A 17798-nucleotide genomic window follows, 5' to 3' on the forward strand; every position below is an offset into this window, starting at 1 on the left:
AAGGGTTACAGCACCAGACCCGCGATAGCGGCGGAAAGGATGCTCACCAGCGTGGAACCGTAAACCAGTTTCAGACCGAAGCGGGAAACCACGTTGCCCTGTTGTTCGTTCAGGCCTTTAATCGCGCCAGCAATAATCCCGATGGACGAGAAGTTAGCGAAGGACACCAGGAACACGGACAGAATGCCCACGCTGCGTGGAGACAGTTCGCCTGCCACTTTTTGCAGTTCCAGCATCGCGACAAACTCGTTGGAAACCAGTTTGGTCGCCATGATGCTACCCACCTGCAGAGCTTCGTTAGAGGGGATACCCATGATCCAGGCGAACGGGTAGAACGCGTAGCCGAGGACTTCCTGGAAGCTGATGCCAAAAATGGCGCTGAAAATGGCGTTGACTGCGGCAATCAGTGCAATGAAACCGATCAGCATGGCTGCAACGATAACGGCGACTTTAAAGCCCGCCAGAATGTATTCGCCCAGCATTTCAAAGAAGCTCTGATTTTCGTGCAGGTTACCCAACTGCAATTCCGGCTCTTCACCGACTTTGTAGGGGTTAATCAGCGACAGTACGATGAAGGTACTGAACATGTTCAGAATCAGCGCAGCAACGACGAATTTGGCATCCAGCATTGACATGTACGCACCGACGATAGACATCGACACGGTCGACATGGCAGTCGCGGACATGGTGTACATGCGTTTTTCAGACATCTTGCCCAGAATATCTTTATAGGCAATGAAGTTTTCGGACTGGCCGAGAATCAGTGAGCTGACCGCGTTAAAGGATTCCAGTTTGCCCATGCCGTTCACCTTGGACAAGAGCGTACCAATGGCGCGGATGATGATCGGCAGCACTCTAATGTGTTGCAGGATACCGATCAGCGCGGAAATGAAGACGATAGGGCAGAGCACTTTGAAGAAGAAGGAAATCAGGTTCTTCTCACTATTCACCATGTCACCGAATACGAAGTCCGTCCCTTGGCCTGCAAATCCGAGTAATTTGTCGAATACCGCCGCGAACCCCTTAACAACACCTAACCCAATGTTTGAGTACAGGAAGAAGTAAGCAAGCAGAATTTCGATGACGAGTAGCTGAATAATAAAACGAATACGAATGCTTTTACGATCGCGGCAGACAAGCAGCGCCAGCGCCGTAACAACAACCAGCGCCAGAATAAATTGCGCGATATGGGACAAGAACATGTGTGCTCCAAATATGAGGCAGGCCAAATTTTCCACGTCATTTTATGTAACGCGTGCATTAAAAATGAGAGGAAGAACGCAAAAAAACAATTATACCTTGGGATTTTATCTAAACTAAATGCTACGTCTCGTTATTTGCGCCTTTCTGTTCATTCATTATTCTTATTCCATACAGAAAGTGGCATTGCCCTACTTTAGGTGGCAGGTTGGCGAGTCTTTTTATGATGTTTTCTGCATGATTCAAAAGGAGAGTGATTATGTCAGTATCAGATACCACACGTGAACTTGGACGTTCTGGGATCGTGGTTCCACCTTTCTCGTTCGGCGGTAATGTTTTTGGCTGGACGGTTGACGAGTCGACGTCGTTTAGCCTGCTGGATGCGTTGCTGGCACATCGGCTGAATTTCATTGATACCGCTGATGTGTATTCGCGTTGGGCACCCGGCAATCAGGGCGGTGAATCTGAAACGATTATCGGCAACTGGCTGAAGAAGAGCGGCCAGCGTGACAAGGTCATTCTCGCCACCAAAGTGGGGATGGATTTGGGCGAGGGTAAGAAAGGGCTGTCTCCTCGCTATATTCGTCAGGCGGTCGAGGCTTCATTACAGCGTTTGCAAACGGACTATATCGATCTCTACCAGGCACACACGGACGACAAAGATACGCCGCTGGAAGACACGCTGGCCGCGTTTGATGCGCTGATTAAAGAGGGAAAAGTGCGCGCGATTGGCGCGTCTAACTACAGCGCGACACGTCTGGCCGAGGCGCTGAAAATCAGTAAGGCCAACCATCTGGCGCGTTATGAAACGCTGCAACCGGAATACAACTTGTACGATCGGCAGGGCTATGAAGCCGCGCTGGAACCGCTGGTGCGCGAGCAAGGGCTCGGAGTCATTAACTATTATTCGCTGGCGAGCGGGTTCTTGTCAGGCAAGTATCGCCAGCCGAAGGATGCGTCGAAAAGTGCGCGCGGACAGGGCGTGGTGGAGAAATACCTCAACGAGCGCGGCCGCACTATTTTGGAAGCGCTGGATAGCGTGGCGAATGCACATCAGACAACGCCGTCGCAGGTTGCGCTGGCCTGGCTGATTGCACGCCCGAGTATTACCGCTCCGATTGCTAGCGCGACATCGCTGGAACAGGTAGCGGAACTTGCGAGTGCGACGCGGCTGGTGCTGCCGGCAGAAGATATTGAGCTGTTGAATCGCGCGAGTCGTTATTAGGAAATTGATACTTTCGAAATGGTGATTTTTATGCGGACGTGAAGATGGTTTCGTGCGCGATAATGCCGCCATTTTCATGCTACGTCGTAGCGTGCGCCCGACATAGGGGGCTACGCCAGCCCCCTATGAACCCCGGCTTTTTGCGGGAATTATGCCGCTGACGCGGTGCCTTCGTCGATATCTGGCTTAACGGACCGCTTGCGACACGTTCCATACGTGGCGCAAGCTTGAGCCGCGTCCATGCGGCTCATCCTAAGCCCGCTATCACCTCAGCATAATTTTTTACGCCGGATAACGGCAAAAACCGTTGAGCGTCGTAACACTCTTAGTGTGCTTCTGCGCCATCATCCTCAAACCAGGCGGCCAGTTCGCGGCGCAGGTTATCTGACTGCGTACCGAAAATAGCCTGTACCTGATGACCGACGATGATCACACCGATGGCACCTAATTTTTGCAGGCTGTCGCTGTTGACCAGTCGCAGGCTGTGAACCTCGACCCGCAGGCGGGTGATGCAGGCATCCAGGCTGACGATATTTTCTTTGCCGCCAAAGGCGTTCACCAACTGCTGCAAATTCTCTTTATCTAGCGGTGAAGCGATTTCAATCTCGGTAATTTGCTTACCCAACATTGATGCGAACAATTTCCGAAAATTGTGAATCTTGCCCATCGTAGTCACCTCGTCGTTTGTTTATCAGCGTGCATAGGATAATGCCGTTCACCTGACATTACTGTTAGGCGACACACGGTGATGAGGTTTCGTAGGAATACTTATCACCGTGGTCGCCCCAGCTTTGTTGTGCTTAACCGGTAAGCAGGTGTGTTTACTACAGCGTGCGGCGCAAGATCCGGCAGCCGTAGCCTGACAGCGTGATGGATCCCGACAGCGTGCTGCCAGTGGTCATTTCTTCGTAGGTGGCAGGCAGCGTGACCTGCTGCGCCGTTGCCGTGTAGTTCTGTACGAAGATAAACTCGTTTTCCCCGTCATCGCGACGATGGGCGACAATCCCGTAAGGCAGGTCGGTTGGTAGCGCGCGCGGTAAATCCAGCGCCTGTATCAGCGTGGTGAAGAAATCACGCTGGAAGGCGAGGTCGTTGCGTGAGGCGATGTAATAGGCCTGACCTTTGCCGTAATCATTGACCGTAACGGCGGGACGTCCGGCGTAGAAATCGCTGTCATAGGTCGCCAGCGCTCGCGCGCCCTCAAGGTGAATCAGCTCGCACAGGTGCGTGACCTGATACGGACCGACCAAACCTTGCTCGTTACCGCTTAGGCCGCTGATGCTGTTGCTTTCATGATCGTACAGCCCATCGATTTCTTCCGCCCAAATGCCCATGATAGGACGAAACGGCCCAGGGAAACCGTTCAGATGGCACAGATCGGTTTCGTTGACGACGCCAGACCAGTAGGTGGTGACGAAGCGGCCGCCTTGTTTGACGAAGGCATCGACCCGTTCGGCAAAGCCATCGCGTACCATGTAGAGCATCGGTGCAATCACAAGCTGATAGCCGCTGAGATCGACATCGGCGTTGATGATGTCCACCGCCACGCCCTGCTCCCAGAACGTACGGTAATGCTCAGTGACGGTTTTTTCGTAGAACAGCCCCGCGTTGCGCGGCCCTTGGGCGTTGTCCATCGCCCAGCGGCTTTCCCAGTCGAAAATGATGGCGACGTTGGCGTCAACCCGGCTACCTGCCACCGGAGCGAGTTTGTTGAGGATATCCCCCAGTTCCTGCACTTCACGCCCGACGCGGGTATCAATATGCCCGACATGATCGACGACGGCGCCGTGGAATTTCTCGACGGAGCCGCGGCTCTTACGCCACTGGAAATACTGCACGGAGTCGGAACCGTGCGCGACGGCCTGAAGCGAAGACAGAATATGCATGCCCGGTTTTTTCAGCTTGCTGATCGGCTGCCAGTTGGTCAGGCTCGGCGTTGACTCCATCAGATAGAAGGGCTTTCCGCCTTTCAGCGTACGCATCAGGTCGTGATACATCGCGGTATAGGCACCCAGCGTGCAGTCATCTTCCGCGTTATGCCACAGCGGATAGCTGTCCCAGGAAATGAAGTCGATCACCTTTGCCAACTGCCAGTAGTCGTAGTCATAGAAATATTCCATGAAGTTCGTCGTGGTTGGCAGTGACGGGTTTTCGGCTTTGAGCGGGGCGATTTCTGCGGCACAGAAATCACTGACCTGTGAGGTGTTAAAGCGTTTCCAGTCCAGATTCAGGCCGTGAATAGAGACTTCACCGATGGGCGACGGGGGTTCTAGCTGTGACCAGTCGGTGTAGGTGTGGCTCCAGAAGGTGCTCCACCACGCCTTATTCAACGCGTCTATCGTGCCGTAGCGGGCTTTCAGCCAGTTCTGGAAGGTGCTGCGGCAGGTATCGCAGTGGCACTCGCCGCCGTATTCGTTGGAAATATGCCAACCGATCACCGCAGGATGGTGCGAGTAGCGTTTTGCCAGCTGGGTGTTCATCTGTTTTACTTTTTCGCGATAATTCGGCGAACTCAGGCAGTGATTGTGGCGACCGCCGTGCAGCGCGCGTACGCGGTTGCTACCCACGCGCAGCACGTCAGGGTATTTCTGCGACAGCCAGGCCGGGCGGGCACCGCTAGGCGTAGCCAGAAAAACGAAGATACCGTTGGCATACAGCGTGTCGAGGAGGCTGTCCAGCCAGCCAAATTCGTAGCGGCCTTCTTCCGGCTCAAGCCCGGACCAGCTGAAAATACCCACGGACATGACGTTGCACTGGGTCTGCTTCATCATTTCAATGTCTTTTTCCAGCACCTCTGGGTTGTCCAGCCATTGGTCAGGATTATAGTCAGCACCGTGCAGCAGAACAGGGACTTTGCTGCTTAGCGGGGGGAATTTGAACATCGTTCTCTCCTAAACGGGTTGTCAACGTGTTGAATTCGATTTACGGCTTACTTAAACGCTTTGATGGAAGGCAGGACGTTGCCTTTGCAGTCGAACAGCGCCTGATTTTCTCGCGCGTTGCCTTCCTTCCATTCGTCATTGTTGTATTTCATTCCTGCTTTCGTGGCCCAGGTCGCACCGGGGGTAGGCAGCCAGATGGGCTCCCAATAGAAGATGCCTTTGCCGCGCTGATTGGGGACGTTGATGATGCTTTGCATCAGGTCGTGCAGGTAGTTGGCCTGACCCTGAACGGAAGCCGGATAGCCGCCCGCATCCAACTCTTTTTGCTGGAAGCTGTTTTCCGCGTTATCGCAGTTTTCCAGCGTATAAGCATAGGCGGCCTCAACCACGATGATGTCTTTATTGTAGCGCTTGGTGACGTCGTTCATGTTGTACTGCAACGCGCTGATAGGGCCGTTCCAGTAGGTGTAGAACGAGGCTCCGATGACATCGAACGGGACATTGCGTTTGACGATTTCATCGAACCACCAGATAAAGGTGTCGTTTTTGGTGCCTTCTGCCAGATGCAGCATGATCTTGACGTTATTCGTGCCCTGTACGTCCTTAACACCCTGAATACCGGCTTTCAGCAGCGCCGCAAGGCGATCGAACTCGCCGCCACCCTGGCCCCAGCTTTTTCCTTCCGGCCACAGCATACCGCCGTTTAATTCGTTACCGATTTGCACCATATCCGGCATGATGCCCGCTTTCTGGAATTCGCTAATCGTGGCTTTAGTGAAGTCATGTACGGCCGTGGTGAGCTGCGCCACGTTTAGGCCAGACCAGGCTTTAGGCTTGTTTTGGTGAGCCGGATCGGTCCAGAAATCGCTGTAGTGGAAATCCAGCAGCACTTTCATGCCGTTCGCTTTTGCGCGTTTAGCCAGTGCCAGCGTGGTGGCCAGATCGTTGTTACCGCCGCCGTAGGCGTTGCCCGCCGCATCTTTCGGATCGTTCCAGATACGCAGGCGAATATAGTTAATCCCGTTCTCTTTCAGGATCAGCATGGCGTCTTTCTGTTTGCCGTTCTCGTCATAAAATTTTCCGCCGTGCTTTTCCACCTCGTTCAGCATGGAAATATCCGCGCCTTTAATGAAGTCGGCAGGGACGTTCGTCAACTTATTGATCGTCACATTCTCTGCGGCATACAGGGTTTGCGGCAGGGAGACGGTCAGCAGGCCAGTTGCCAGCATGGCGGCCATCAGTACGCGTTTTTTCATTTTCATTTTACGTTCCTGGAATTAGGTACAGATGTTGAATGATTACCCTTTGGTTCCGCCTGACGTCAGGCCGGAGACAAAGTACTTTTGCAATGAAAGATAAAGAATGGCGACCGGCACCGCGATCAGCACGGCTCCAGCGGCGTAGGTGGTGTAGCTGGCTCCCATTTTTTGCGCGACCAGGTTGTACAGCCCGATGGGTAGCGTGTACTGATCCGGCGTACGCAGAATGGTGCTGGAGAGAATGAAATCGCCCAGCGGGCCGGTAAACGAGAACAGGGCAATCACCGCGATGATCGGTTTGGACAGCGGCATAATGATCTCGATAAAGATGCGGAAGTTGCCTGCACCGTCCATACGCGCGGATTCATCCAGATCTTTCGGAATAGCATCGAGATAGCCTTTCATCAGATAGGTGTTCATCGGGATCATGCCGCCGACGTAAACCAGCACCAGCGCAATATGGCTGTTCACCAGCCCCAGCATCTGCGCCAGCACGAAGATGGCGATCAGCGCGGAGAACTGCGGGATCATCTGCAACAGCAGAAACAGCATCAGCCCGTTCTGGCGGCCGCGAAAACGGAAACGAGAGAACGAATACGCGGTGAAGCTGACGCTGACGAGCGTCAGAATCATGGTCAGGAAGCTGATTTTCATCGAATTCCAGTACCAGGCGGCGTAGTCAATCTGGCCGTTAAACAGCTCCTCATAGTGAATAAAGGAGAAGTTATCCGGGATGATTGAGGTGTTGAGCAGGCTGCTGCCGGGATTCAACGACGCGCCTACCGTCCAGATCAGTGGATAAATAATGATGACGGCGACTATCGTCAGCAGCAGGTAGGTCAGGCCGAGTTTGATAAAATTCTGGCGTTTAACGCTGTGTTTTTTCATCTGCGCGCTTTCCTATGCCATGTTGTCTTGTTTAAAGGAATTGGTGGCGCGGAACTGCCACAGCGCGATTCCCACGACAAAGATCGACAGCAGAATGGTAATGCTGGCCGCGATCGCATATTGGGAAGAAGACATGGTCAGCTTATAAATCCAGGACACCAGAATATCCGTTCCGCCTGCGTTGGAACCGATTACCGCCGGTCCACCGTTGTTGAACAGATAGATGATGTTGAAATTATTAAAGTTGAACGTGTATTGCGTGATGATGATCGGCGCAATGGAGTAGAGAACCAGCGGCAGCGTGATGGTGGTCAGCTTGTACCAACTGCTGGCTCCATCAATCGTTGCGGCTTCGTACAAGTCGTCAGGAATCGCCTGCAGTACGCCGGTCGTCATGGCGAAAACAAACGGGAAGCCTAACCACGTTTGCATCAGAATCAGCGCGGTTTTGGTCCAAAACGGGTCGGTCATCCACGCTTTAGGCTCAATCCCTAATGCGGCCAGAATGCCGTTATTAATCACGCCAAACGTTTCGTTAAACATCCCCGCGAAGACCAGAATGGTGACGAAACCCGGTACTGCCCACGGCAGGATCAGGATGGTGCGGATTAGTGGTTTGAAACGCAGGCCTTTCTGGTTCACCAGAATCGCCAGCAGGATGCCTACCGCACACTGGAGCGTGGTCGCAATCAGCGTCCAAATGACCGTCCATTGCAGCACATCAAAGAACGTCGAGCGCCAGAGATCGAGCCGGAAGATGTTGATAAAGTTCTTCATTCCGACCCAGTCGACCAGCTTGGCAGGCGGCGTGTGGTAGAGGTCGTAATTGGTAAAGGCGATGGAGAAACCGAAAATAATCGGGAACACCACGACAAATACCAGCAGGATAAAGCCGGGCGTGATCATCAGATAAGGGAAGCCTTCGCTCAGCAGCATCTGATATTGCTTCTTCACACTGTTCAGCGGCAGGCCTTTATCACGTCTGGTGCCGCACACATAGGCATCGCGCAGGCTGCAATAGTAAACGCCGATGCCGAAGGCGGCGACGATCAGGCTGATAATGCCTTTTGCCAGCAGAAAAATAGAGTGATCGCGCGGCAGCTCGGTGCCCAGCGTAATCAGCCCCCACGTGCCGTCCCGCAGGAAATCATGGAATACGCTGATAAAGCAGACCATGACGATAAAGAAAAACGCGCCTTTGACGATCTGGCGGTTATAAATCTGCCCAAGGCCGGGGACGAGTGCCAGCAATAGCGCTGTTCTGGCATGGCGACGTCCTCTCTCTTGTGGCGCAAGGCCGCTGGCGTTGACGGTCACATCTACCTCCATTTTCTTAAAAACATGGGTATCCCCACACCCCAACATTTATTCGGAGAGAAACAAGGGGAGCCCATGTTGACGCACGGTGATGCGGTGGTTTACTGGTTACTGTGGTTGGCTTCGATCTGCATTTTTATGACTTTCACGGCGGATTCCAGCGCTGCTTTGGTGTCCTGTTTGCCCGTCACGCTCAGCTGTAGCGCGCTGTTGGCTGGCGTCCAGACTTCCTGCATTTCCGGTACGCTCGGCATAGGGACGGCATAACCAGACTGGATTGCAACAGCACGAGATTTTTCGTCATCTTTAATCAGCGGATCGTCAACCAGTGCGGCGATCGGTGGGATTTCACCGGTCAACTGGAAGCGCACTTTGGCGTATTCCGGCTGATTGATGAACTCAATGAATTTTTGCGCCAGCTCTTTGTTTTTGGAGTAGGTGGAAATGCTGTAGCCTTTCACACCCAGCAGGGAACGTGGATGCTCGCCGTTTGGCAGCAGCGGCAGTGGCGCCACGCCATAGTTTACGCCGGCGTTCTTGTACGGCTGGAACGCCCACGGGCCGGTAATCACCGCTGCGGCTTTTTTCTCGGTAAACAGGGAATCGATGGCGTTAGCGCCGGTTTCGCCGACGATGCCCGGTGGGAACAGGCCATCAGCGTAGAATTTCTTGATGTAGTTCACGGCATCGATGGTGGCTTGTTTATCCAGACCGATGTCTTTGACATTCGGTGAACCGTTGCTGTTCTGACCGAAAATGTAGCCACCCATCCCGGCGATGACGCCATAGGCGTAATAAATCTCGTCAAATTTCGCCAGCAGACCGTAGCGACCTTCGGCTCGTTGCTGCTTGGAGAAGGTGAACAGATCGTCGAATTTTTCCGGCGGCTGTGGCATCAGGTCTTTGTTGTAGACCAGTACGGTGGTTTCAACGGCTTTCGGCACGCCATACAGCTTCCCGTTATAGGTTTGCGCTTCCAGTGCAGGTTTGGTGAAACTCGACAGGAACGTCTGATCCAGTTTCAGTTCGCTAATCAATCCTTGAACCACGGCGGTGCCAACCTGATCGTGTGGCATCACAATCACATCCGGGCCGATACCTGCCGGGCCGTCCAGACGGAGTTTCTCAATTTGCTGAGCGTAAGGGGTTTCCAGCACTTTTATTTTGACATTATTTTGTTTTTCAAAGGCTTTGATCGCATCGGCGATGCCGTCAGATTTCTTGATATCTTCCCATACCAGAAGCTCTTTATCGGCCGCCAGCGCGGATTTGCTGAGCACGCCGGTGATACCCAGTGAAATCATAATGACGGTGGTCAGTGTTTTCATTTTCATCATTAGTCCTCAAAGCCCTGGTGGGCCCATCATGGTAAGAAATCGTCGCGTACTGTTCTCTTTTGCCATTTTTGCCGCCTCTGTGCGGTGTTGGTGTAACGTTACACTGCACGGCAATACAAAACAGGGAACGAGGCATCTGACGGTACGCGTTTTCTGGTTATCGTCTCTGTATAGCGGTTGGCGCTTTATTGCGCGTTTTCCACAATGTAGGGTAACGGTTACACCAGTTGCGATTACATTAAGCAGAGTGCGCCACGTCTGCCAGCGAAACATGTAAAGGCTGTGATCTCATGCACAAAAGTAACCCCCTGTTTGTGCAAACGGTTACACCATGCTGTTATATTGGAACTATGACCAGCGTACAGGTCAGCCTGACTGGATGTAGACATGTCTGGAAGGGCTGCCGAGCCATTTTGAGTTGGTGAGCACCAGGCTATCTCAACTCAACGCTTATATCCTGAAAAGCAAAATTATCAAGAGGTTACCGTTATGGCGTCTATCCAGTTGGATAAAGTTAGTAAGCATTTTGGCAAAACGATTACGCTTCACGATGTGAATCTGACGATTGCAGATGGAGAGTTCGCTGTTTTTGTCGGGCCGTCTGGCTGTGGTAAGTCGACGTTGCTGAGAATGATTGCCGGGCTGGAAGATGTCACGGGCGGTGAAATTATGATTGATGAGGCGGTGGTAAATGATGTCGCTCCCGCTCACCGTGGTGTAGCCATGGTGTTTCAATCTTATGCGCTGTACCCGCACATGACCGTCGCTGAGAATATGGGTTATGGTCTGCGCGTGAATGGCGTACCGAAAGACCAGATTAAGCATCAGATCGAGATGGTGGCGAAGACGCTGCAACTGTCTCATCTGCTTGAGCGCAAGCCGAAAGAGCTGTCCGGCGGCCAGCGCCAGCGTGTGGCGATCGGGCGCGCTATCGTGCGTAACCCGAAAGTGTTCCTGTTTGATGAACCGCTGTCTAACCTAGATGCCGAGCTGCGTGTGGATATGCGGTTACACATTGCCAAGCTGCATCAGGAATTGAAAACGACCATGATCTACGTGACGCACGATCAGGTCGAGGCGATGACGCTGGCCGATAAAATCGTGGTCATGAACTACGGCAAAGTCGAGCAGGTTGGCTCGCCGATGGAGCTTTATTATCATCCGGTTAACCAGTTTGTTGCGGGCTTTATCGGCTCACCAAAAATGAACTTCCTGCCTGCGCAAGTCATCGACTGGACGCCGGATAGCCTGACGGTAAATGTAGCCGAACAGCTACAGCTTGAGCTGCCGATTCGTACCCGTGAGCTGAGTGCTGGCAGTACGATAACGTTGGGACTACGGCCGGAACACGTTTCACCGGAAGGTGAGGGGATTTGCCTGTCATTCGGCTGTGAGGTCGTCGAGCGTTTAGGCAACAGCACCTATTTGTTCGGTCAATGCTGCGGGATTGATAACTTCAAACTGCTGCTGGCAGGCGACAGCGCCTTCAAGCCGTATGAACATATTGAGGTGTTCTTCTCGCCTGATAACTGTCTGGTGTTTAACGCCGATGGGTTGCGCATCAGTGGCTAGTTAAGCGACGACATCGCTGAATCTCAATAGCCAAAATCCCCTACCAAACATAAACAGCGCCCTTAGCGGGCGCTGGCTTTGCTGCCGCTGTCTACGGCCTATAGTAGAAACTGTTCTTCTTTATGCTGATGCGGTGTAAACGTTTCGTGCGTGTTAGGCATCTTATTTCTCTGTAACATCGTTACACGCCCGACAAGGCGCGCTCAATCGCCGCAGCGCCTTGACCACTGGCTTTTCGGCGTGATTCGCGCCGCTGTGCGGTGCCTTCGGTGTTCATGCTCGCTATTCGGACCGTCTGCGACGCGAATACTCGTCCCATAAACGGGACTCGCCCTACGGGCCAGCACAAGTGCTGTTCAAAAACGTCGTTGACGTTTTTGTCCGACGCGGCGCAGACTTTCGCGGCGTCCATGCCGCTCATCCGGCGATCATGTACACCTCAGCGCGATTTTTTACGCCGATGTAAGAAAAATTGTGAGTGCGCAGATATCAGAAACGGAAAAAGGCTCTCCGAAGAAAGCCTTTTGGGAAATACCCGACGGGAATGATGAGCCCGCCGGGCTGAGGGTTAGTGCGGTATTACCACCAGGCTTCTGCCTGAATACCGAAGTTTACGGCATTGCTGCGAGCGTCGTTGAAGGTGTTGCGGTTTTCATTTCCACGGTTTTGGTAGGACACGAAGAATCGCAGTTCCGGGCGTGTCATCATGGGAATATCGGCGGTGAAAGCGTGTGCCAGCGTGTATTTCTCACCACTGTATTTGGTTTCTGTACCCGCTTTCCAGCTATCTGTTTTTTGATACGCGCCCACTTCCAAATAGGTTTTTTGGTTCTTGGTCCAGACATATTGGCCGCGACCTACCGCAGACAATAATTCTGTGCTGTCGCGCCAGCGGCTGATTTCATCCGCTTTGCCGTAGGTCAGCACATGGCTAAGAGAAATATTATCCGTGATCGGTAGATCACCGGTCTGAATGACACGGTAGCCTTTAGCGCTGTCGTTAATGCTCCAGACGTCATACCAGCCGCCGCCCTGATCGACCATGTTGTGCGCCAGCCCTTTGTCGGCATATTGCAACACCAATTTCTGGTTAGATTTGAGGCCAGAGAAGTAGTGGCTGAGTTCACCGGTGATCATCATCGAGTCTTTAGGGTTGAATTTCCCCCCCCCTTCCTCGGGTGAGACGATGAAGATGTTTTTCTGCGTGTCCGCTTCATTCGGCATTGCGTAGGAGATACCGAACTCCGTCCACGCACCCTCCCACGGCTTCCAGCCCGCATAGCGTGCGTCCAGATAGTTGATATTCAGATCGTTGTAAGTGTCTGTTCTGTTTTGACATTCCTGACTGTTGACGCTGTTGCTACAGTTGACGCGCATGTTTTCTGCATCGGCACGGATCCAGGCAAACGAGAATGCGCCTTCACCGGCTTTGACATTTTCGATCCCGGCACCCGCACCGGAGATATTCCAGTATTTGGTATCAATGATGTGCAAGTCATGACGTTGATAGTAGCGTTTCCCCGCCCATACCGTGGCATCCGGTAGCCCAGGCACAAAGCCTTTTGCTTTCAAATTAAACTGCTGTAAACCGAAAGTGGCATCGTCGTTTGCGGTGCTTTCATCACCGTTTGAGCTGTTTGACCACATAGAAACCATACTATCAACGTAAAACGTTTTCCCATCTTCGTTATACAGCTGCTGCCCTAATTGGATTTCACCGTAGGTGTCATCTTCGTTACCTAATCTTCCTACATAGCTTTTATCGGCTGTCTGTTGTTTTCCGTGGTTTGAAGCACCCACGCCAGAACGGAAGTATCCTGAAAAATCAACGGAATAAGAAGGGGTTGCCAGCATTGCCAGACTCAGGGCAATGGATGTCGTCAGCAGTTTTCTTTTCATAATATACCTTTCGCTTATTCGGGTAAGAATGTGGATGTTCCAAATAACATGACGTGAACGGAGGTAAAACGTTTCCACTCATGGCGAGGGATTATGGGGGAATAAAACGGGGCGTGACATGATTGTTCTCACAAAATACAAAAGAGTTACACCAAAATTTACACTGAATTAACGATGTTACAGGCTGTGCTTTGCATATTTATTAGTCTTATTGTGATGTTATTCGCTAGGTAATGGTGTGTAACTGGTTACAAATCTTGCCGGTATGACTCAAATCCAGCATAAAATTTTTTTATAGCAGAATCGGAAACGTTGCATAAAAGGTGTGGGTCGATGCCGAGTAGGAAACGTTTCTGGAAAATAGAGAAAGGATGTCTGATGAAGGGAAAGAGAAAACGAAGAGGGTTCCGAAGCGCGACTTGCCTGATGCGAATCGACATCAGGCAAGCAGTATAGATAAAAGGTGGCTACTTCTTACGGGTTGGGGGGCTGACTGAATGGCGGCGTACCAGCGTCGGGCTAAACATATTCGTGGTTTCGCTAAGCTCTTTACCGTGAGATAACGCGATGGCTAATTCTGCCGCCTGAATGGCCATGGCGGAAACCGGATAGTGCACGGTTGTCAGGCGAGGGCGAAGGTAACGGGCGATTAATACGTCATCAAACCCGACCACCGACATATCCTGCGGTACGCTGATGCTGTTGTCGCTCAGGACGGAGAGGGCGCCAGCGGCCATGGAATCGTTGTAGCACACCACCGCCGTCATATTGCCGCCCCGGCTCAGGAGCTCCATCATGGCAGACTCGCCGCCCACTTCGTCCGGTGATGCGCGCGCAATGAGGCGTTCATCCCGTGGAATGCCGTGCTCTTGCAGCGCATCCATATAACCTTGCAGGCGATCGGCGGAGTCGGAAATTTGGTGATTAGAGCAGAGGAAACCGATCTTTTGGTGCCCTTCCTGAATTAAATGACGCGTTGCCAGCCAGGAACCATAGCGGTCATCGAGCGCAACACAGCGGCTCTCATAGCCGGGCAAGGTACGGTTGATGAGCACCATATCAGGAATGTGGCTCATCAAGGCGGCCAGTTCTTCATCCGACAGCATTTTGGCATGCACGATCAGCCCCGCACAGCGGTGGCGAATCAACTGCTCAATGGCTTTCTTTTCCTGCTCGGCATTGTGGTAGCCGTTGCCAATCAGCAGGAAGTTGCCCGTTGCCTGAGCAATTTGTTCGACAGACTTTACCATCGTCCCAAAAAAGGGATCGGAGACATCCGCAACAACCAGCCCCATGGTTTCTGCACTCTGGTGCGCGAGTGCTCTGGCATTGGCGTTCGGATGATATTGCAACTCCGCCATGGCCTTGTGTACGGCTTCCCTTGAGGCGGTACTGGCTTTGGGCGAATTATTGATTACGCGCGAAACCGTAGCGACTGATACACCTGATAGACGAGCAACATCCTTTATTGTGGCCATTGGCATTCCTGAACGGTCAAATGCGCTGTGAGGCGAACCGCAGCCTAACGCAGAAGTTAAAAGAAAAAATCGATTACTTATATTTATAAATGTACAGGTTTTTGGGTGATGTTACCTATCCGACCTCCTTTCCTTTTTGATCCAGACCGTACTTATGTGATCGCTATCAACAATCATCGGTCATTTCTCTCTTCCAAAATACCATTCTGAGGTTTAAATTTAGGGTAACCGATTACACTTATGTGATAGCTAAACGATAGCGAGCTATCGATACTCGGCTTTATAACAGCTATTTTATCCATAACATATAGTGAAACTGATTACATTCAGGGGTTTTTCTGGCTGTGTTTACAGGCTGGCCGGATGCCTCTTCCAGACCGCTGACGGGCTGTTAGCGCCATACAATTGGCCGCGGATGGCGACGCCGTGTACCGAATTTGTGTTTTGTATTGAGGAATAGCTTATGCAGTTTGAGCCAACTGAACATCCGCATCGTCGTTTTAACCCGCTGAAGGGCGAGTGGATTCTGGTTTCTCCGCATCGTGCAAAGCGCCCCTGGCAGGGTCAGCAGGATGAACCGGATCGTTCCACGCCGCCGTCTTACGATCCGACTTGTTACCTGTGTGCGGGCAACAAACGCATTACTGGCGATACCAACCCGCACTATCAGGGGACCTTTGTTTTTACGAATGACTTTTCGGCACTGATGGAAGATACGCCTGATGCACCGTCGGGCGACGACGAGCTTTTCCGCGTTCAGCAAGCCCGTGGCGTTAGCCGCGTCATCTGTTTTTCTCCCGATCACAGTAAAAGCCTGCCGCAGCTTTCGCTACCCGCGCTGAAAACGGTGATTGATACGTGGAGCGAGCAAACCGAGGAACTGGGCAAGCGGTATCCGTGGGTTCAGGTTTTTGAGAATAAAGGAACGATGATGGGGTGCTCGAATCCCCATCCGCACGGGCAGGTTTGGGCTAACGATTTCCTGCCGAACGAGGTACTGCGTGAGGACGAGCAGCAGCGAGCTTATTTCTTACGTCACGGTTCGCCGTTACTGCTGGACTACGTTCGCCGCGAACAGGCTGACGGCTCGCGCATCGTGGTAGAAACGGATCATTGGTTAGCGGTTGTCCCTTATTGGGCGTCGTGGCCGTTTGAAACGCTGGTCCTGCCCAAGTTCGCCGTACAGCGGTTGCCACAGTTGAATGATGTTCAGCGTGACGATCTGGCGCTGCTCCTGAAAAAGCTGACCAGCCGTTACGACAACCTGTTCCAGTGCTCATTCCCTTATTCGATGGGGTGGCATGGCGCACCATTTAAAGGTGACGACATCGCGCACTGGCAACTGCATGCCCATTTTTATCCTCCGTTATTACGTTCCGCCAGCGTGCGCAAATTTATGGTTGGCTATGAAATGTTGGCTGAGGCACAGCGTGATCTGACGGCAGAGCAGGCCGCTGAACGTTTACGCAGCGTAAGTGATATCCATTTTCGTGAGCAAATTTGAGGTCATTTTATGAGCCGTATTGATTCTCTACGTCAGTTAACCGAGTCTGTTTTTGTCCGATTATTTGGCTATGCGCCGCATGCCGCTATTCAGGCACCCGGTCGAGTCAACCTGATTGGTGAACACACCGACTATAATGATGGCTTTGTTTTGCCGTGTGCTATCGATTACCAGACGGTGGTCAGCGCGGCGGTGCGTCAGGATGGCATCGTGCGGGTGGTGGCGGTGGATTTTGACCACCAGCAGGACGAGTTCGATCTCGCCAAAGCGATCGTGCCTCACCCGGACTACACTTGGGCGAACTATATCCGAGGCACGGTGAAGTTTTTGCAGGCGCGTGGCCTGCCGCTCACTGGCATGGATATGGTGGTTTCCGGCAATGTGCCGTCTGGCGCAGGGCTAAGCTCATCGGCCTCGCTGGAAGTGGCTATTGGGCAGACGTTCAAAGAACTGAATAATCTGGATATCAGCCAACTGGATGTGGCGCTAAACGGGCAGCAGGCAGAAAACGATTTTGTCGGCTGTAGCTGCGGCATTATGGATCAGTTTATTTCCGCCCAGGGACGTGTCGGTCAGGCGATGTTAATCGACTGCCGCACTCTGGAAGGGCGCGCGGTGCGTATGCTCGATGGCGTTGACGTCCTGATCGTGAACTCCAACGTGCGTCGTGGGCTGGTGGACAGCGAATACAACACGCGCCGCCAGCAGTGTGAAGCGGCAGCGCGTCACTTTAACGTTAAAGCGCTGCGTGATGTTTCACTGTCGCAGTTTGAAGCGGGAATCGAGGGACTGGATGCAGTAGCGGTTCGCCGTGCGCGCCACGTGATTACCGAGAACCGTCGTACGCTGGAAGCGGCCGATGCGCTGGCGCGTCAGGATGCACACCGTTTGTTTACGCTGATGGCGGAATCACATGTCTCCATGCGGGATGATTTTGAAATTACCGTGCCGCCGATCGATACATTGGTCGCGCTGATTCAGGATTATGTCGGCGAGCGGGGCGGTGTCCGTATGACCGGCGGTGGTTTCGGCGGCTGCATTGTCGCCCTTATCCCTTCGGCACTGACTGACGAAGTCAAACAGGTGATTGAACGTGAATATCCGGCGCGCACCGGGCTTCAGCCATCCATCTATCTGTGTCAGGCATCCGGCGGTGCGGGTCGCGTGAGTTAAGTTCTGGCTGAGAATCTCGAGCAAAAAGGGCTTTGATGAAAGCCCTTTTTATATTGCATGTGTT

Annotated in this window: 14 protein-coding genes; 4 read left to right on the top strand and 10 right to left on the bottom strand. The window is 52.7% G+C overall.

Annotated elements, in window-relative coordinates; genetic code table 11:
- Positions 1 to 5: 5 nt before the first annotated feature.
- Positions 6 to 1196 carry a NupC/NupG family nucleoside CNT transporter gene (locus WCT94_RS18330; protein WP_284144964.1) on the bottom strand — a complete coding sequence of 397 codons (1191 nt, stop codon included), beginning with the start codon at positions 1194 to 1196 and terminating at the stop codon, positions 6 to 8.
- Between the two features lie 263 nt (positions 1197 to 1459).
- Between WCT94_RS18330 and WCT94_RS18335 the strand changes: the two genes are divergently transcribed.
- On the top strand, positions 1460 to 2425 hold the full coding sequence (locus WCT94_RS18335) for an aldo/keto reductase (RefSeq protein ID WP_336870914.1): 966 nt from the start codon (positions 1460 to 1462) through the stop codon (positions 2423 to 2425).
- A gap of 325 nt (positions 2426 to 2750) precedes the next feature.
- Here the strand turns inward: WCT94_RS18335 and WCT94_RS18340 are convergent, their stop codons facing one another.
- From WCT94_RS18340 to WCT94_RS18365, 6 genes are all read right to left on the bottom strand, one after another.
- Positions 2751 to 3092 (bottom strand): glucose PTS transporter subunit EIIB, encoded by a 342-nt coding sequence (locus WCT94_RS18340; protein ID WP_011094702.1) that lies wholly within the window; start codon positions 3090 to 3092, stop codon positions 2751 to 2753.
- A gap of 157 nt (positions 3093 to 3249) precedes the next feature.
- Positions 3250 to 5307 carry a beta-galactosidase gene (locus WCT94_RS18345; protein WP_336870916.1) on the bottom strand — a complete coding sequence of 686 codons (2058 nt, stop codon included), beginning with the start codon at positions 5305 to 5307 and terminating at the stop codon, positions 3250 to 3252.
- 47 nt (positions 5308 to 5354) lie between these two features.
- Positions 5355 to 6569 (bottom strand): glycoside hydrolase family 53 protein, encoded by a 1215-nt coding sequence (locus tag WCT94_RS18350; RefSeq protein WP_336870918.1) that lies wholly within the window; start codon positions 6567 to 6569, stop codon positions 5355 to 5357.
- Positions 6570 to 6605: 36 nt separating this feature from the next.
- Complete coding sequence (locus WCT94_RS18355) at positions 6606 to 7454, bottom strand: sugar ABC transporter permease (RefSeq protein WP_011094699.1); 849 nt, start codon at positions 7452 to 7454, stop codon at positions 6606 to 6608.
- Between the two features lie 12 nt (positions 7455 to 7466).
- Positions 7467 to 8783, bottom strand: coding sequence for a carbohydrate ABC transporter permease (locus tag WCT94_RS18360; RefSeq protein ID WP_180779757.1), 1317 nt, complete (start codon positions 8781 to 8783; stop codon positions 7467 to 7469).
- An 89-nt stretch (positions 8784 to 8872) separates the two neighbouring features.
- The gene (locus WCT94_RS18365) at positions 8873 to 10105 is read right to left on the bottom strand and encodes an extracellular solute-binding protein (RefSeq protein WP_181845659.1); all 1233 of its coding nucleotides are present in this window, start codon (positions 10103 to 10105) and stop codon (positions 8873 to 8875) included.
- A gap of 492 nt (positions 10106 to 10597) precedes the next feature.
- Between WCT94_RS18365 and WCT94_RS18370 the strand changes: the two genes are divergently transcribed.
- Positions 10598 to 11680 (top strand): ABC transporter ATP-binding protein, encoded by a 1083-nt coding sequence (locus WCT94_RS18370; RefSeq protein ID WP_336870920.1) that lies wholly within the window; start codon positions 10598 to 10600, stop codon positions 11678 to 11680.
- Positions 11681 to 11861: 181 nt separating this feature from the next.
- On the opposite strand, the gene WCT94_RS18375 is transcribed toward WCT94_RS18370, so the two are convergent.
- From WCT94_RS18375 to galR, 3 genes are all read right to left on the bottom strand, one after another.
- The gene (locus WCT94_RS18375; RefSeq protein ID WP_336870922.1) at positions 11862 to 11999 is read right to left on the bottom strand and encodes a hypothetical protein; all 138 of its coding nucleotides are present in this window, start codon (positions 11997 to 11999) and stop codon (positions 11862 to 11864) included.
- Positions 12000 to 12259: 260 nt separating this feature from the next.
- The gene (locus tag WCT94_RS18380) at positions 12260 to 13579 is read right to left on the bottom strand and encodes a maltoporin (RefSeq protein ID WP_336870924.1); all 1320 of its coding nucleotides are present in this window, start codon (positions 13577 to 13579) and stop codon (positions 12260 to 12262) included.
- Positions 13580 to 14046: 467 nt separating this feature from the next.
- On the bottom strand, positions 14047 to 15057 hold the full coding sequence (galR, locus tag WCT94_RS18385; protein ID WP_256543034.1) for an HTH-type transcriptional regulator GalR: 1011 nt from the start codon (positions 15055 to 15057) through the stop codon (positions 14047 to 14049).
- A gap of 463 nt (positions 15058 to 15520) precedes the next feature.
- Here galR and galT point away from each other — a divergent pair, with 463 nt between their 5' ends.
- Both galT and galK read left to right on the top strand, forming a co-directional pair.
- Positions 15521 to 16561, top strand: a complete 1041-nt coding sequence (gene galT, locus WCT94_RS18390) for a galactose-1-phosphate uridylyltransferase (protein ID WP_336870926.1) — start codon at positions 15521 to 15523, stop codon at positions 16559 to 16561.
- Between the two features lie 9 nt (positions 16562 to 16570).
- Complete coding sequence (gene galK, locus WCT94_RS18395; RefSeq protein ID WP_336870930.1) at positions 16571 to 17734, top strand: galactokinase; 1164 nt, start codon at positions 16571 to 16573, stop codon at positions 17732 to 17734.
- The last annotated feature ends 64 nt before the right edge of the window (positions 17735 to 17798 follow it).

The sequence above is a fragment of the Pectobacterium sp. 1950-15 genome (assembly GCF_037136835.1).
Taxonomy (GTDB): Bacteria; Pseudomonadota; Gammaproteobacteria; order Enterobacterales; family Enterobacteriaceae; genus Pectobacterium.

Bases quoted from the DNA above. Each gene is read 5' to 3' on its own strand.
- WCT94_RS18345 (WP_336870916.1), bottom strand. From the start codon at position 5,307: ATGTTCAAATTCCCCCCGCTAAGCAGCAAAGTCCCTGTTCTGCTGCAC.
- galR (WP_256543034.1), bottom strand. From the start codon at position 15,057: ATGGCCACAATAAAGGATGTTGCTCGTCTATCAGGTGTATCAGTCGCT.
- galK (WP_336870930.1), top strand. From the start codon at position 16,571: ATGAGCCGTATTGATTCTCTACGTCAGTTAACCGAGTCTGTTTTTGTC.
- WCT94_RS18370 (WP_336870920.1), top strand. From the start codon at position 10,598: ATGGCGTCTATCCAGTTGGATAAAGTTAGTAAGCATTTTGGCAAAACG.
- WCT94_RS18355 (WP_011094699.1), bottom strand. From the start codon at position 7,454: ATGAAAAAACACAGCGTTAAACGCCAGAATTTTATCAAACTCGGCCTG.
- WCT94_RS18375 (WP_336870922.1), bottom strand. From the start codon at position 11,999: ATGGGACGAGTATTCGCGTCGCAGACGGTCCGAATAGCGAGCATGAAC.
- WCT94_RS18350 (WP_336870918.1), bottom strand. From the start codon at position 6,569: ATGAAAATGAAAAAACGCGTACTGATGGCCGCCATGCTGGCAACTGGC.
- galT (WP_336870926.1), top strand. From the start codon at position 15,521: ATGCAGTTTGAGCCAACTGAACATCCGCATCGTCGTTTTAACCCGCTG.
- WCT94_RS18335 (WP_336870914.1), top strand. From the start codon at position 1,460: ATGTCAGTATCAGATACCACACGTGAACTTGGACGTTCTGGGATCGTG.
- WCT94_RS18340 (WP_011094702.1), bottom strand. From the start codon at position 3,092: ATGGGCAAGATTCACAATTTTCGGAAATTGTTCGCATCAATGTTGGGT.
- WCT94_RS18365 (WP_181845659.1), bottom strand. From the start codon at position 10,105: ATGAAAATGAAAACACTGACCACCGTCATTATGATTTCACTGGGTATC.
- WCT94_RS18380 (WP_336870924.1), bottom strand. From the start codon at position 13,579: ATGAAAAGAAAACTGCTGACGACATCCATTGCCCTGAGTCTGGCAATG.
- WCT94_RS18360 (WP_180779757.1), bottom strand. From the start codon at position 8,783: ATGGAGGTAGATGTGACCGTCAACGCCAGCGGCCTTGCGCCACAAGAG.